Below are 14,127 nucleotides of genomic sequence, written 5' to 3'. Positions count from 1 at the left end.
CCACCCAACGCCCCAGAACGAGGAGAGCCCATGTGCCTGGCGGTGCCCGGCAGAGTGCTGGAGATCGAGGAGAAGGACGGTACCCGGATGGCCACCGTCGACTTCGGCGGTGTGGTCAAGGAGGTGTGCCTGGAGTACGTGCCGGATCTGCGGGTCGGTGAGTACGCGATCGTCCACGTGGGATTCGCGCTGCAGCGGCTCGACGAGGAGTCGGCGCGCCGCACGCTGGCGCTCTTCGCCGACCTCGGCATGCTCCAGGAAGAGTTCGGGGACCCGTGGGAGGCGGCCGCGGCGATGGCCGAGCTCACCGGGGCCGAGGCGGAGGACCGGGCCGGGGAGGCCGAGCTGTGAAGTACATCGAGGAGTTCCAGGATCCCGAGCTGGCCCGCCGGCTGCTCGACGACATCCACGCGACGGTGACCCGGCCGTGGGCGCTGATGGAGGTGTGCGGCGGCCAGACGCACACCATCATCCGGCACGGGATCGACCAACTACTTCCGGACCAGGTGGAGTTGATCCACGGACCGGGGTGCCCGGTCTGCGTCACCCCGCTGGAGGTGATCGACAAGGCGCTGGAGATCGCCGCCCGGCCGGAGGTGATCTTCTGCTCCTTCGGCGACATGCTCCGCGTCCCCGGCACCGGCCGTGACCTGTTCCGGGTCCGCGCCGAGGGCGGCGACGTGCGGGTGGTCTACAGCCCGTTGGACGCGCTGCGGATCGCCCAGCAGAACCCCGGGCGCGAGGTGGTCTTCTTCGGCATCGGGTTCGAGACCACCGCGCCGCCGAACGCCATGACCGTCCATCAGGCCCGCAGGCTCGGCATCCGCAACTTCAGCCTGCTGGTCTCGCACGTACGGGTACCCCCCGCGATCGAGGCCATCATGCAGTCCCCGGACTGCCGGGTGCAGGGCTTCCTGGCGGCCGGTCACGTGTGCAGCGTGATGGGCGTCGAGGAGTACCCCGCACTCGCCGAGCGGTACCGAGTCCCGCTGGTGGTCACCGGGTTCGAGCCGCTGGACATCCTGGAGGGCGTCCGGCGCGCGGTGCGCCAGCTGGAGGCCGGCACCCACACGGTCGAGAACGCCTACCCGCGGGCCGTGCGGCCGGAGGGGAACCCGGTCGCCCGGGCGATGCTGGCGGACGTCTTCGAGGTCACCGACCGGGCCTGGCGCGGGATCGGGACGATTCCCGACAGCGGTTGGCGACTCTCCTCGCGCTACCAGGAGTTCGACGCCGAACAGCGCTTCTCGGTGTCCGGGATCCAGACCCGCGAGCCCGCCGCCTGCCGAGCCGGCGAAGTCCTGCAGGGGCAGCTGAAGCCGCACGAGTGCGAGGCCTTCGGCACCACCTGCACCCCGCGCAACCCGCTGGGCGCCACCATGGTCTCCAGCGAGGGCGCCTGCGCGGCCTACTACCTCTACCGCCGGCTGGAACTCAAGCCCGCGGCCCCCGCGCACCTGGAGGCGAGCCCCGTTGCCTGAGCCCACCGACACCCTGCCCGCGCCGCGGCCCGACCTCACCGCCTGGACCTGCCCGGCCCCGCTGCGCGACCAGCCCCGGGTGGTCATGGGCCACGGCGGCGGTGGCGCGATGTCCGCCGAGCTGGTCAGCCACGTCTTCGCACCCGCCTTCGGCGGCGAGCTGCTCGGCCAGCTCGGCGACAGCGCGGTGCTGACGCTCGGCGGAGCACGGCTGGCCTTCTCCACCGACTCCTACGTGGTGCGTCCGCTCTTCTTCCCCGGCGGCAGCATCGGCGACCTGGCCGTCAACGGGACCGTCAACGACCTGGCGATGAGCGGCGCCCGGGCCGCCTACCTGTCCTGCGGGTTCATCCTGGAGGAGGGCCTGGAGATGCCGGTCCTCGCCCGCGTGGCCGAGGCACTCGGCGCGGCCGCTCGTGTGGCCGGCGTGGAGGTGGCGACCGGCGACACCAAGGTGGTGGAGGCCGGACACGGGGACGGGGTCTTCATCAACACCGCGGGCATCGGTCTCGTCCCGGCCGGCGTCGACCTGCGTCCGCAGCGGGTCGTCCCCGGCGACGTGGTGATCGTCAGCGGTGCGATCGGCATGCACGGCGTGGCGATCCTGAGCGTGCGCGAGGGCCTGGAGTTCGGTGTGCAGATCGAGAGCGACTGCGCGCCGCTGGGGGGCCTGGTCGAGGCGATGCTCGCCGTCACCGCGGACCTGCACGTGCTGCGCGACCCCACCCGCGGCGGGCTCGCGGCCTCCCTCAACGAGATCGCGGCGGCCGCCCGCGTCGGCGTGGTGATCCAGGAGCGGAGCGTCCCGGTGCCGCCCCCGGTGGCCGGCGCCTGCGCGATGCTGGGCCTCGATCCGCTCTACGTGGCCAACGAGGGCAAGCTGGTCGCCTTCGTGCCGCGCGAGCATGCGGAGGCCGTGCTGGCGGCGATGCGCGCCCATCCGCTCGGCGCCGACGCGACGGTGATCGGCGAGGCGGTCGAGGAGCACCCCGGCATGGTGGTGGCCCGCACCGGCCTCGGCGGCACCCGGGTGGTGGACCTGCCGGTGGGGGAGCAGCTGCCCCGGATCTGCTGACCGCCGCCCTGTCGGCTCAGATGCGCCCGAACCGGACGGTGTCGTCGGCGAACGCCAGCGCCATCTCGGTCGTCACCGTCGGCCGGGTGCGCTGGATCGTCCGCAGGTAGTCGTTCGTGTTCGGGCGCGCCCGCTCGCCGGTGTCCAGGGTGCGTTCGAAGACCGCCTGGGCAACGGTGCGGGCCGCCTGGGCGATGTCCGCGGGGGTGAACCCCTCACTGGCGTCGGAGAGGGCGGCGATGTCCGCCTCGGCACCGGCGCGGGCCAGGTAGCTGGACCACAGGGCACGGCGCGCCTCGTTGTCGGGCGGTCCGACCGGCAGGACGTAGTCGAATCGGCCGTGACGCAGGAAGGCGGGATCGAGGGCGGCCACGCTGTTGGTCGCGCAGATCAGCAGCCGGTTGTCGCGGTCGCGAAACCGGACGATCGACTTGAGGAGTTCGTTCACCACGGCGGTGGCCGCCGGATCCGCCTGGCTGCGGATGCCGGCCACCTCCTCGACCTCGTCGATGAAGACCAGGACGTGGTCGAGCCGGACCACCTCGTCGAACCACTGGCGCAGACCGGTGGCCATCGTGCCGGTCAGGGCGAGGCGGGACGGGAACAGCTCGACGAACGGCCACGCGAGGCGGCCGGCCACGGCCTTCGCGAAGGTGCTCTTGCCCGTACCCGGCGGCCCGAACAGGACGACGGCCTGCGGAGGTTCCACACCGTGCTGGCCGGCCAGCACCGGGTTGGCCAGCGGAAGCACCAGGCGCCGCTCGATCAGCCTCTTCTCGGAGGTCATTCCGGCGAGGGTGTTCCACAGGCCGGCGGCCGGGACCTCCGCGCCCAGCGAGGAGAGCAGCACCACGTCCTGGGCGGTGACCGCCTCGGACTTCTGGAAGTAGGTCATCCCGGGGCGCGGACGGAAGCCGGCGTTGCGCAGGGCCCTCGTGCCGGTGTCGTGCTCGGCGAGCACGGCCGCCAACGTGCGAGCACCGGCGGCCAGCAGCCGGTGCTCCAGGGCTCCCAGCAGAGCACTGCCCAGACCCATGTTCCGCCACGACGGGTGCTGGCTGATCCGCAGCACCCAGGCCCGGTCGCCCTCGACCCGGCCCACCGCGGCCCCGACGATCTGGTCGTCCGCCACCGCCACGACCGCCGGATGCAGGTCATGCAGTGCGGCGACGACGTCGGACAGCCGGAACACGGGCGAGCCCTCACCGCCCTCGCCGAGGTTCTCGAGCCGGACCACCGCCTCCAGGTCGTCCGGAGCGAAGTCCCGCATATGCCAGCCGGCCATGGTCCGCTCCGATCGCCCTGCCCGCTCCTCCCATCCTGGGCCGGGTCGTCCGTCGCCGCGCGTTCTGCGTGCCGGGACTGTCCCGCGGGGCCGGGGACGTGATCCCTTGTCCCGGTACCCGTTCGGTGCCCGCCTCCGGGACGCCGGCGGAGCCGCTCGCCGTGGCGGGCATCGGCGCGCACGCCGCCGTCCGGGGCGGCCGGAGGAACGACAGCGGGCGCGGGGCACGACAGCTGGTACACCCGGGGCGGTCCGGGGCACGACAGCGGGGACACCCGGGCGAAGCGGTCACCGCGCCCGGACCATCCCGGTGCGGCCCGGGCGCGTACCCCGGGTGCCTTCAACTCGTGAACACGGCCGGCCGCCGTCCTCCCCGCCGGGGCCGGACTCCCCGGGCCGGGCCTCGCCCTCAGCCGGCGGGGACCGTCTCGCGCAGGAAACCGGTCAGCAGGTCCGTCACCTCGGCAGGCCGCTCCAGACTGGGGAGATGACCGGCCCAGGGCAGTTCGAGGTGCCGGGCGGAGGCGAGCAGACCCGGTAGCCGGGCCGCGATCTGCCGGAAGTCCGCGAGGTCGTGGCCGCCGGAGAGGGCGAGCGAGGGGGCCTTGACCGCCGACAGGTCGATGTCCACCTTCCTCCGCCCGGCCCCGTCGGGGGCGGCCAGTTGCACCTCGAAGGCATTCCGTTGCATCCCGCGCACCTTCTCCCGGACCGCCTCGTCGGCGTCCGGCCCCAGCCAGGTCTCCACGTTCAGTTCCACGGCCCCCGCGATGTCGCCCGCCTCGAGCAGCGCGTCCTCCTTGCCGCCGAACGCGCGCAGTTCATCGCTGGGTTCGTGCCCCGGCAGGCCGGAACAGAGCAGCGCCATCGCGGACACGCGGTCCGGACGGCGTGCGGCGATCTCCAGGGCGACACCTCCGCCGTACGAGGAGGCGACCAGCGCCGCCTGCTCGATTCCGAGGGCATCCAGTACGTCCAGCACGTCCTCGGCATCGTTGTGGGGGTGGTCCGGCAGGGGCGTCCGGCCGAAGCCGCGGAAGTCGCAGCGCACCACCCGGTATCCGGCGTCGACAAGGGCCGACCACTGCGGGTCCCACATCCTGCGGTCGCACACCGCCGAGTGCAGCAGTACCAGCGCGGGACCGTCTCCGGTTGCATCGTGAGCGAGAGTCATGCGGCAGAGCCTAGGCGGTGGGCGATCGAGAGCACTCACGCATTCATGGGATGGGTCGGCGACCGGCCGGGGTGAGCGTTCACCCGGCGGGTCGAAAACCGATTCGATCACGGATCGGCAGGTGTGTCAGGATGCCCCGACCTGTTCGTCCCGTTCGGGGGGCTCTTCTTGACCATGCGTCGTACCACTGTGCTCGCCGCTGCCGTCGCGGTCGTCTCACTCGCCGGCCTGGTGGGCTGTGACGACGACACCGCTCCTGCGGCGTCCGCCACCACGACCGCCGCCACCGCATCCGCGTCTCCCGAGGCCTCTCCGAGCGCCTCCGCAGCGCCGACGGCCGGGAGCACCGCCAACACCCCCGCGTCGTCCCCGGCCGCGAGCGAGCCGGCGGCCGTGCCCGCGGCCACCGGGGCGGGTGGGGTGATCGACCCGGAGCAGGCGCTCGCGCTGGCCGGGAAGACGCCGTACGCGGCCACTCAGGAGTTCCGCTCCGAGGGCGGCCCGCTGACCGCGGTCACGAAGGCCCGGGTCAACCTCAACGGCGCTGTCCGCAGCGGCCGCCTCACCGAGACGATGAGCGCCGGCGGGGAGGACCTGCTCGGAGACGGCGGCTCCGGCCCCACCGTCGTGGTCACCGAGGACGGGACCACCTACATCAGGAGTGGCGGCGGCTGGCGGACGTCCCCGCTGGGGGACCGGATCGCCGACTACCACGGCTACGCCAAGGCGCTGCTCGCCCTCGGCCCGGCCGCGCGCAAGGGGATGGAGGACTGCGCCGGCACCCCGTGCTTCCACCTCTCCGGCACGGTCGATCTGGAGCAGATGCGGACGCTGGAAGCCGAGCAGTACAAGATCCTCAAGGGCAAGAACGTGATGTCCTTCCAACTCGACCAGTGGATCGACGGGCAGGGCCGTACCGTCCGCTACGACCGGCGCACCGACCTGAAGGGCGTCCCCCTGCGCACCCACGGCACCTTCAAGGACTTCGGCCCGGTCGAGAAGGTCGCCCCGCCGGCCTAGGCACGGCCCGATCGGCGGGAGAGTCGGGCTCGCCGGCCGGTGCCGCGGGAGAGGCGCGCCCGGAGCGGCGTTCGCCCCGGTGCCGGAGGGTGCCGGCACGGGGCGAACGACGGAGCGGTGGCCGGATCAGCAGGAGCCGGCCGGGCGGTCGCGGACCACCAGGTCGTGGCGGCCGGGGGTGGCGTCCTGCCAGACCACCCGGTTGCCCTCGTCGGCGGCGGGGTCGAACTGGGTGCCCCGGTTGCAGGAGACCCGCACGGGGGTGCCGCCGGTGACCGGCAGCTGGTACAGCTTGGGGAGCGCGGCGTTCGACCAGCCGCTGCTCGGCCGGCCGGCGCCGTACTGGAAGGTGACGGCCTGGTCGGAGGCGGTGATCTTCATGCTCGTCGGCGTGTACGGCGAGTTTCCGGGCAACAGGTCGACCACCCCGGAGCCGTCCAGTGCGCCGGACCGGATGGTGACCCCGCGGGTGCGGTCGGCGGGAGCCGCCAGCCAGAGCAGCCGGCCACCCGCGAGCACCGGCGAGGCCAGGTACGGCGGGTCGGTGCCGTTCGGGGTGGTCACCTCGTACTGTGCGGTGACCCGGCCGGTGGCGATCGAGAAGACCGTCGGCGCCTGGACGGTCGCCTCTCCGGTCGTCCAGGACTCGATCCAGCCGAGCATGCCGTTCCTGAGGGTGAGGGACGACAGGTTGTGGCCCTCGGGCAGCGGGAGATCCGTCGGCGGGGCGCCGTCACGGGAGAGACGGACCAGGTTCCGGCCGTTGTCCCGGCCGGTCACCGTGAAGGCGATGTCCCCACCGGATATCCGTACGTTGCCGGGCGACTGGTCCGAGGACTTGAACAGGCTGGTGACCGGGCCGCCGGACAGCGAGCGGGTCAGCACCTCCGTTGCTCCGGTGCCGGTGGAGTCGAGCCCGATCGCCACCCAGACGGCGGACTTCCCGTCGGTGGCGGCCCAGCCGTGGATCCGGTCGTCCTGGGGGCTGAGCCGGGTCGGGGTGCCGGGGGCGGTGAGGGAGCCGGTGTAGAGGGCGGTCCCGCCCTGGCCGTTCGGGTCGTCACTGTTGCCCATCACCCAGTGGCCTCCGCCCGCGGCCGGCCCGACCGGGGTGGTGGCGTCGCGAAGCAGCGGGCGGCTGTCCGTCGGGATCCGGCTCTGCCAGCCGGCCCGGATCCCGTGCTTGTCGAACGCCGCTGCCACCAACCGGAGTTGGGAGTGGCTGAGGTTGAGCGAGCGGCCCGCGGCGAGCACCGCGCCGCGCCCGTCGACGAAGTCGTCCAGCGGGGTGAGGTACTCGGCCAGCGCGCGGTAGACCAGCCGGTCCGCGGTGAGCGGGTCGAGGGTGCGCCGGATGTCCCACAGCGCCCCGCCGAAGATGGTGGCGTTGAGGTGCGCGCCGCCGTTGTCGAGGTCGAGGCCGGCACCCAGGTAGTCGTCCACGGTGGTGCGGTGGTCGTCCAGCCGGCGGTTCGCGCACTCCTCGGGGGTGCCGGTCCGGCACAGGCTCTCGCCCATCAGGGCGGCCTTCGGGTCGCTCATCGGGATTCCGCGGGCGGTCACCTCGACGGCGTTGCCGAAGTAGTCGGCGAGCGCCTCGTTCATCGCGCCGGACTGCCCGGCGTTGAGCAGGCCCGCGGTGTGCTGGACGACGGCATGGGTCATCTCGTGACCGGCCACGTCGAGTGCGGCGGAGAACTGGCGGAGCTTGGCGTCACCGTTGCCGTAGATCATCTTCCGCCCGTCCCAGAAGGCGTTCGGGAAGGGGCGGCCGGCGTTGCTCGTGTTCACCACGGAGATGATCGGACCGCCCTTGCCGTCCAGCCCGTCGCGGCCGAGCCGGTCGCGGTAGAAGTCGTGGACGGTGGCGGCGTTGAGGTGGGCGTCGGTGGCACCGCTGGTGCCGGTCGCGGCCGGGAAGTCCGGGCCGGGCGAGCCGACCGGGAGGGTGCCGTCGGGCAGCCGGCCGCCGAACTCGGTGTAGCTTCGTCCGGCCGCGTCGTAGGTGGCGATGCCGCCCGACCGGGAGAGGTCGACGAGCTGGTAACTCCCGTCCGGCTGCCGGGCGATGTTCACCGGCACGGTACGGCCGAGCAGGTCGGGGGCGGTACCGGTGGCGGGCTCGGCGGGGGATCCCGCGGGCGCGGCACCGGCTGCGGCCCGGGCGGCACCGGAGTCTCCGGCACCGGCGTCGCCGGCCTGGTACGGCCCCGGGGCGTCGTAGGCGAGGGCGACGACTCCGCGCGTGGCGTCCACGTAGACCTCGCGTGCCAACGGCTCCCCTGCCGCCCGGCCGGCGGTGCGCACGGTGAAGTGCTGGGCGAGCCGCCCGGCACCGCCCGGCAGGACGACCAGGCCGTGGTCCTCGGCAGTGGCCCCCGCCCGGGAGCGCGGGTCCGTCAACGAGTCGAGCGCCAGCCGGCGCAGCGTGTCGGCCGGTACGGCGGGCACGGTCGGCGCGGTCAGGCCCGTGAAGTACTTGCCGCCGGCCGACTCCACCCGCTGCCCGGCCCCCTCGCCGACGAGGCGGACCAGGTACTGTCCGCCGAGCACCGGGACACCGCCGTGGTTCTGCTGGAACCTGACGGTCTGCCGGCCCTCGGCCGTGCGCTCGACCGCGAGTTCGGTCAGCTGCCCCGGGGCGATCCGGTACTGGTCGGGGTGGGCCGCGAGATGGGCCCGTGCCGCCTCGCCCGGACTGCCGGGCGCCGCCTCGGACAATCCGGTCACCAACTGCGGTGCGGCGGTGCCCTCCCCGGCCACCAGACCGGGGACGGGATCGGGTTCGGCACTCGGGCCCGGTGGCCCCGGCGGCGCGGCCAGGGCGGGGGACGCGGTCAGGGTGAGTGCCAGCGCCAGGCTCAGGGCGGCGCCCGCGCCGAGCGCCTTGGCCGTGGGACGGGAACGGTGGTGCACTGCGGTCCTCCACGGGAATCGGCAGTGGTGGCAGCGCCGCGCAGGGCGGCGATGTGACGATCAGTCACCCGATGCTCGATCGTGGACGCCCGGCCCGTCCAGGCCCCCGGGCGAAAGTGCCGGGGGGAGCCGGAACCCCTGCACATCGGCACACCCGCCCCGTGTCCGAACGGGCACGAACTGCCTCCGGCCGCAGAAATCGCCCCCACCGGTGAACCGGCCGCCGGCCCCGTCCCGTGCGAGTCCGTCTGCCGTTGCGCGCCGTTGCACGCCCGCCGCGATGCACGACCCCGGGAGATCGTCCACGAGCGGGCCGGCCGTCGCTGCGCCGAGCGGGGACCTCCTGCTCCGTGGGCGGGCCGCCGGCTCGGCGGGGTGCCGCGTCCGCTCGTCCCACGGCCCGGGGGCGGGCCGCGTCCGATTCGTCCGGTCGGCGGCTTCCGCCCTGCCCGAACCGGCTGCGATGGTGGTCAACGGTCCGGAAGACACGGGCGGCTCAGCCGACCGGCGCCGAGACCGATCCGGCGAACCGAGCGCGTTGGAGGATGACGGATGCCCCTCAAGAACTACGGTGTGCTGGCCGCCCGAGCCGTCGACCGGCACCGTGAGGGAGGCACCAACGCACCCCACTACGAGATCCACCTCCAGGACAACGCTGGTAAGCACTACCGGGCCGCCGTCAACGTCCGGTCGAAGGAGTCGCCGCACGAGTTGATGTACGTGGTGGTGGACGACTTCCGTCATCCCCTCACGCAGCAGCTCCCGGTGGCGGGCAGCGGATGGAACGAGCTGCCCCGGCAGGCGGGCGGCGCAGCTCTCGACTTCACCCGTGCCAACCTCTTCGATCCCACCTCCATGCGGGTGCTCCCGCCGGACCTGCCCGGCGTCGACAACGACCTCTCCGACGTCTTCGACCACTACGTCGAGAGGGCCCTCGCGGACCAGGCCGTCGCCCTCTACGTCTTCGGCGAGCGCTTCGGCCCCAAGCCCCAGGAGAAGGACGACGACTTCGGGTTCCAGCCCGCCGACGGCGTGCACGAGGTTCACATGAACCAGGGCAACAGCGAGGATTTCCGCCCGCAGGACGGGGTCTGGCAGGACGGCGGCCTGCTCTTCCACCTGCCCGCCGAGGACCGGTGGGTCGCGGTGTTCCTCGCCTTCCAGTCCCAGAAGTGGCACACCGACGGCACCACCGGCCACGCGATCCCCGACGCACCGGAGCAGCCCACCGACCACGACGAGCCGTTGCGGATCGTCGCCGCCCTGGTCAATCCGGTCGGACCGGCACCTGAGGCCGAGACCGTGACACTGCTCAACGCCTCCGCGGCTGCAGTGGACCTCACGGGCTGGCGGCTGGTCGACCAGCAGAGCCACCCGCTCCCGCTGCCCTCCCGGCAGCTGCAGCCGGGCACCACGATCACCGTCGCCGGCGGCAACGGCTTCCAGCTCGGCAACCACGGCGGGACGATCACCCTCTGTGACCCCGCCGGCCTCAAGGTCCACGGCGTCGCCTACACCGCAGCCCAGGCCGCACCCGAGGGCCGGACGATCGCCTTCTGACCGGCGACGCCACCGGTCAACCGGCGGGTGCCGCCGAGGAGGTGAACGGCCTCCTGCCCGGTGTGGGGCTGCCGGATCGCACCGGGCCGCCCGTGCTACTGCTTGCTCCATCGCCGCTGACATACGCGGCTACCCGGACAGGATCGGAGAACAGCGGAGATGTCATCGAACGTCGGCCTGTTGGCCCGCATCGAGGCACGGCCGGAGCATGCGGACGAGATCGAGGCCCTGCTGCGCGGGGCCCTCGACGCAGCTCGCGCCGAGGAACGGACCGTGACCTGGTTCGCCTTCAGGGAGAGCCCCACCGTGTTCGGGATCTTCGACACCTTCGCCGACGAGGCCGGCCGGACCGCGCACCTGGAGGGCCCGATCGCCGCCGCGCTCATGGAGGTCGCCCCGAGACTGCTGGCGGCCGGGCCGAGCATCCGCTCCGTCGACATCCTCGCCGCCAAGCACGCCTGAGCCGCCGGCCCCGAAGCCGTGCTGCCGGCTGCCCGCCCGGACGCCGGGCCGGCAGCCGGCACGCGCGTAGGGTGCCGTGCTCCTCCGGCCGGGGGCGGTGTCCTGACGGTCGGACCGCAGCGCGGCGAAGCCGCCGGTGATGACGTTGCCTGAGCCCTACCTCCTGTAAGGCCGACCTTGCCGGCGCGCGATCGACCGGACGGGACCAGGCACGGGCACCGTGCAGGCCTCCTCGTCCGCCCGGCCTCACGTCACGGTGGTGTCCCCGAAGGAGACGAGCAGCCGGCGCAGCATGTCGGCGAGCTCCTCGCATTCCGCGCGGTCGAAGAGCTCCAGCATCTGTGCCTCGTTGGCGAGGTGGTCCGCCATGTACTCGCGGGTCACCGCGATCCCCTTCTCGGTGAGCCTGATCCTCACCGAGCGCCGGTCCTCGGTGCCCCGCACCCGCTCGACCAGGCCCTTCTTCTCCATGCGGTCGATCCGATTGGTGATGGCGCCCGACGTCACCATGGCGGCCTTGCGGAAGGCGCCCGCCGTCAGTTCGTAGGGCGGGCCCGATCGCTGCAGGGTGGTGAGGACGTCGAACTCGCCCAGTTCCAGGCCCCGTTCGGCAGCGAAGGTCTTGAACTCCTTGTCCAGCGCCGTGCCGAGGCGCTGGAGGCGGCCGAGTACCTGAACCGGCCACAGGTGGTCGGTCAGGTCGGGGCGCTCCGTCACCCACTGCTCGACGATCTCGTCCACCGCGTCGCTGTCGCCGCCGCTCATCGTTCTCCCTCGGGCCGTCGCCGTGTCTCCGTCTCTCCCCCGAGGATATCTCAACCTTAAGAGACTTGACGTTCAGAGACCGGGAGTGATTTTATCTCAACGTTGAAACTCTCAGTCTTGAACGAACGGAGCGTACGACATGTCCGCACACCCCCTCGTCCTCGCCGCCGCCGCCCAGGACCTGCTGTTCCGTGAGGCCCGCACCGCCAACTCCTTCTCCGCCGAGCCGGTGAGCGAGGAGCAGATCCAGGCCGTCTACGACCTCGTCAAGTACGGTCCCACCGCCTTCAACCAGTCCCCGCTGCGCGTCACCCTGGTCCGCTCCGCGGAGGCCCGCGAACGCCTGGTGAAGCAGCTGGCCGAGGCCAACCGGGCCAAGACCGCGGCCGCCCCGCTGACCGCGATCCTCTCCGCGGACAACGAGTTCCACGAGGAGCTGCCCCAGCTGTTGCCGCACTACCCGCAGGCCCGCGACGACCACTTCGCCGAGCGTCCGGTCCGCGAGGAGTCCGCCCTGCTGAACGCCACGCTGCAGGCCGCGTACTTCATCGTCGGCGTCCGCGCCGCCGGCCTGGCCGCCGGTCCGATGACCGGCATGGACTTCACCGGCGTCCGGAAGGAGTTCCTCGACGACGACCACACCCCGCTGATGGTCGTCAACATCGGCAGGCCGGGCGAGAACGCCTGGTACCCGCGTTCCCCGCGTCTGGCCTACGACCAGGTCGTCACCACCGTCTGACGCGGCCGCCGGCAGCCGCGCCCGCCTCGTCCCGGGTCAGCCCCCGGGTCCTCACCCGTCCGCCAAGGGAGTCGCCATGTCCGTCGCCGTTCCGACCATCGCCGCCACAGCCCGCACCGCGCCACCCCGCACCGACGGGGCGCGGTCCGGCCGGCCGCCGGCCGCGCTCTGGCTGGCCCTGCTCGCCACGCCCATCGCCATGGGCGCCAACGCGCCCGTCCTGATCCTCCCCGACATGGCCCGCTCGCTCGGCGTCTCCACCACGACCGCGACCTGGCTGGTCACCGTCTTCGCCTGGGCGATGACCATCGGAACGCCGCTGTTCGCCGCACTGATCAGGCAGCGGGGGCTCCGGCCGACCCTCGTCGTGAGCGGGGTCGCCGTACTCGCCGGCACCGCCATCCTCACCACCTCCCCCTGGCTCGCCCTCACGCTGGTCGGGCGGGCCGTCCAGGCGGGCGGCGGGGCGGGGCTCGTGGCCGTGGCGATGAACCTGGCCGGTTCGGCGCGGCGGATGGGGGCCATCACCGCGGGGTTCGGGATACTCGGCGCCTCGGCGCCCCTGCTCGGCTCGGTGATCGCAGACGCGGTCTCCTGGCGGCCGGCGCTCGCACTGTCCACCCTCGCGCTCGTCGCGATACCCGCCGTCTGGCGTCACGCAAACCCCGCCCGGCCCGCAGCCGCCCCCTTCGACGCCACGGGGGCCACGCTCGTGGTGGCACTGGCGTCGGCACTCGTCCTCCTGCCCACCGCACCGCTCGCCGCCGCCGGCGCCGGCCTCGCCGCCGTCGTCTCCCTCGCGGTCCACGTGCGACGCCGCCCTGACGGCTTCGTTCCGGTCGTCCTGCTGCGCTCACGCGCCTTCATCGGATCCGCACTCCTCGCCGCCGCCTTCTCGACCTCGTACTTCACCCTCCTGTTCAGCCTGCCGCGGCTGATCCAGCAGCGGACGTCGTGGAGCACGGAGCTCATCGGCACCGGACAGCTCATCGCACTGCTCATCGGCTCGGGCCTGTCCTGGCTCCTCGCCGCGGCCTCGGTGCGCCTCGGCCACCGCGCGGTCCTCGCCCTCCTGATCACCCTCGCCGTCCTCGCCCCGGTGACCGCGGCCCTCGCCACCTGGCCGCTGCTCCTCCTGTGCGCAGCCTCGGCAGCCGTGTTCGTCTCCGCCGGCAGCAACGCCGTGCTGTCCCTGCACGCCGCCAAGAGCGCGCCCCAGCACCACCGCCCCACCGCCATCGGCCTGTTCGTCCTCTGCTACCAGCTCGGTGGCGCCCTCGGGCCTGCGCTGGCAGCCCTGCTCGTCCTGAAGTAGCACCGCCCGGGCCGGCCGGAAGCGGCCGGTCTCGCGCGGTGGGAGCGGCCGGGGATGTGCAGCGGCCGGTGAAGGTGCACTGAACGCCGCTCAGGCGGCCGGGTGGTAGTGCGGCAGCGGGTGGGTGTTCCCGGTCCCGACCAGGTGCTCCACCGCGCCGACCGCCCGCGACAGCGGCAGACGGGCCAGGGTGTCGCGGACGCACCGGCCACCGGCGGTCCTGGGCACCATGAGGCGGACGCTGGGACCGATCCGCTGCCTGCGGTAACGGCGGGTGACGCCCCTGCGTGCGGCCGCTCCCCGCGCCACGGTGTGTCGGTGCCGGCCGACCGTCG

13 protein-coding genes are annotated in these 14,127 nt (G+C 73.1%); 8 read left to right on the top strand and 5 right to left on the bottom strand.

The features are described 5' to 3' along the window. The first annotated feature begins 30 nt into the window (after positions 1–30). From ACZ5WK_RS12615 to hypE, 3 genes are read left to right on the top strand one after another with little or no spacing between them, the layout of a single operon-like run. The gene (locus ACZ5WK_RS12615) at positions 31–351 is read left to right on the top strand and encodes a HypC/HybG/HupF family hydrogenase formation chaperone (protein WP_465547343.1); all 321 of its coding nucleotides are present in this window, start codon (positions 31–33) and stop codon (positions 349–351) included. Then, the gene (hypD, locus tag ACZ5WK_RS12610; RefSeq protein WP_465547342.1) at positions 348–1,481 is read left to right on the top strand and encodes a hydrogenase formation protein HypD; all 1,134 of its coding nucleotides are present in this window, start codon (positions 348–350) and stop codon (positions 1,479–1,481) included. The genes ACZ5WK_RS12615 and hypD overlap by 4 nt, the downstream gene beginning before the upstream one ends. Continuing rightward, positions 1,474–2,556, top strand: coding sequence for a hydrogenase expression/formation protein HypE (gene hypE, locus ACZ5WK_RS12605; protein WP_465547341.1), 1,083 nt, complete (start codon positions 1,474–1,476; stop codon positions 2,554–2,556). The genes hypD and hypE overlap by 8 nt, the downstream gene beginning before the upstream one ends. Positions 2,557–2,572: 16 nt before the next feature. Here the strand turns inward: hypE and ACZ5WK_RS12600 are convergent, their stop codons facing one another. Both ACZ5WK_RS12600 and ACZ5WK_RS12595 read right to left on the bottom strand, forming a co-directional pair. Then, positions 2,573–3,841: an ATP-binding protein gene (locus tag ACZ5WK_RS12600; protein ID WP_465547340.1), complete on the bottom strand. Its 1,269-nt coding sequence runs from the start codon at positions 3,839–3,841 to the stop codon at positions 2,573–2,575. Positions 3,842–4,250: 409 nt separating this feature from the next. Continuing rightward, a complete protein-coding gene (locus tag ACZ5WK_RS12595) occupies positions 4,251–5,015 on the bottom strand; it encodes an alpha/beta fold hydrolase (RefSeq protein WP_465547339.1) in 765 nt (254 codons plus the stop codon). A gap of 174 nt (positions 5,016–5,189) precedes the next feature. Between ACZ5WK_RS12595 and ACZ5WK_RS12590 the strand changes: the two genes are divergently transcribed. Next, positions 5,190–6,035: a hypothetical protein gene (locus ACZ5WK_RS12590; RefSeq protein ID WP_465547338.1), complete on the top strand. Its 846-nt coding sequence runs from the start codon at positions 5,190–5,192 to the stop codon at positions 6,033–6,035. A gap of 126 nt (positions 6,036–6,161) precedes the next feature. On the opposite strand, the gene ACZ5WK_RS12585 is transcribed toward ACZ5WK_RS12590, so the two are convergent. Next, a complete protein-coding gene (locus ACZ5WK_RS12585) occupies positions 6,162–8,951 on the bottom strand; it encodes a M4 family metallopeptidase (protein WP_465547337.1) in 2,790 nt (929 codons plus the stop codon). 552 nt (positions 8,952–9,503) lie between these two features. Between ACZ5WK_RS12585 and ACZ5WK_RS12580 the strand changes: the two genes are divergently transcribed. After that, positions 9,504–10,511, top strand: a complete 1,008-nt coding sequence (locus ACZ5WK_RS12580; protein WP_465547336.1) for a DUF2278 family protein — start codon at positions 9,504–9,506, stop codon at positions 10,509–10,511. 159 nt (positions 10,512–10,670) lie between these two features. Then, a complete protein-coding gene (locus tag ACZ5WK_RS12575) occupies positions 10,671–10,973 on the top strand; it encodes a putative quinol monooxygenase (protein ID WP_465547335.1) in 303 nt (100 codons plus the stop codon). Between the two features lie 246 nt (positions 10,974–11,219). On the opposite strand, the gene ACZ5WK_RS12570 is transcribed toward ACZ5WK_RS12575, so the two are convergent. Continuing rightward, positions 11,220–11,738, bottom strand: coding sequence for a MarR family winged helix-turn-helix transcriptional regulator (locus tag ACZ5WK_RS12570; protein ID WP_331742156.1), 519 nt, complete (start codon positions 11,736–11,738; stop codon positions 11,220–11,222). 139 nt (positions 11,739–11,877) lie between these two features. Between ACZ5WK_RS12570 and ACZ5WK_RS12565 the strand changes: the two genes are divergently transcribed. Together ACZ5WK_RS12565 and ACZ5WK_RS12560 are read left to right on the top strand one after the other, a co-directional pair. Next, a complete protein-coding gene (locus ACZ5WK_RS12565) occupies positions 11,878–12,477 on the top strand; it encodes a malonic semialdehyde reductase (RefSeq protein WP_465547334.1) in 600 nt (199 codons plus the stop codon). A 76-nt stretch (positions 12,478–12,553) separates the two neighbouring features. After that, positions 12,554–13,792 carry an MFS transporter gene (locus tag ACZ5WK_RS12560; RefSeq protein WP_465547333.1) on the top strand — a complete coding sequence of 413 codons (1,239 nt, stop codon included), beginning with the start codon at positions 12,554–12,556 and terminating at the stop codon, positions 13,790–13,792. A gap of 90 nt (positions 13,793–13,882) precedes the next feature. On the opposite strand, the gene ACZ5WK_RS12555 is transcribed toward ACZ5WK_RS12560, so the two are convergent. Beyond that, on the bottom strand, positions 13,883–14,023 hold the full coding sequence (locus ACZ5WK_RS12555) for a hypothetical protein (protein ID WP_465547332.1): 141 nt from the start codon (positions 14,021–14,023) through the stop codon (positions 13,883–13,885). Positions 14,024–14,127: the final 104 nt, after the last annotated feature.

This window comes from Kitasatospora sp. NPDC032757 (genome assembly GCF_055579305.1).
The sequence above is the reverse complement of the archived record's forward strand: the minus strand, read 5'-3'. Positions and strand labels throughout refer to the sequence as shown.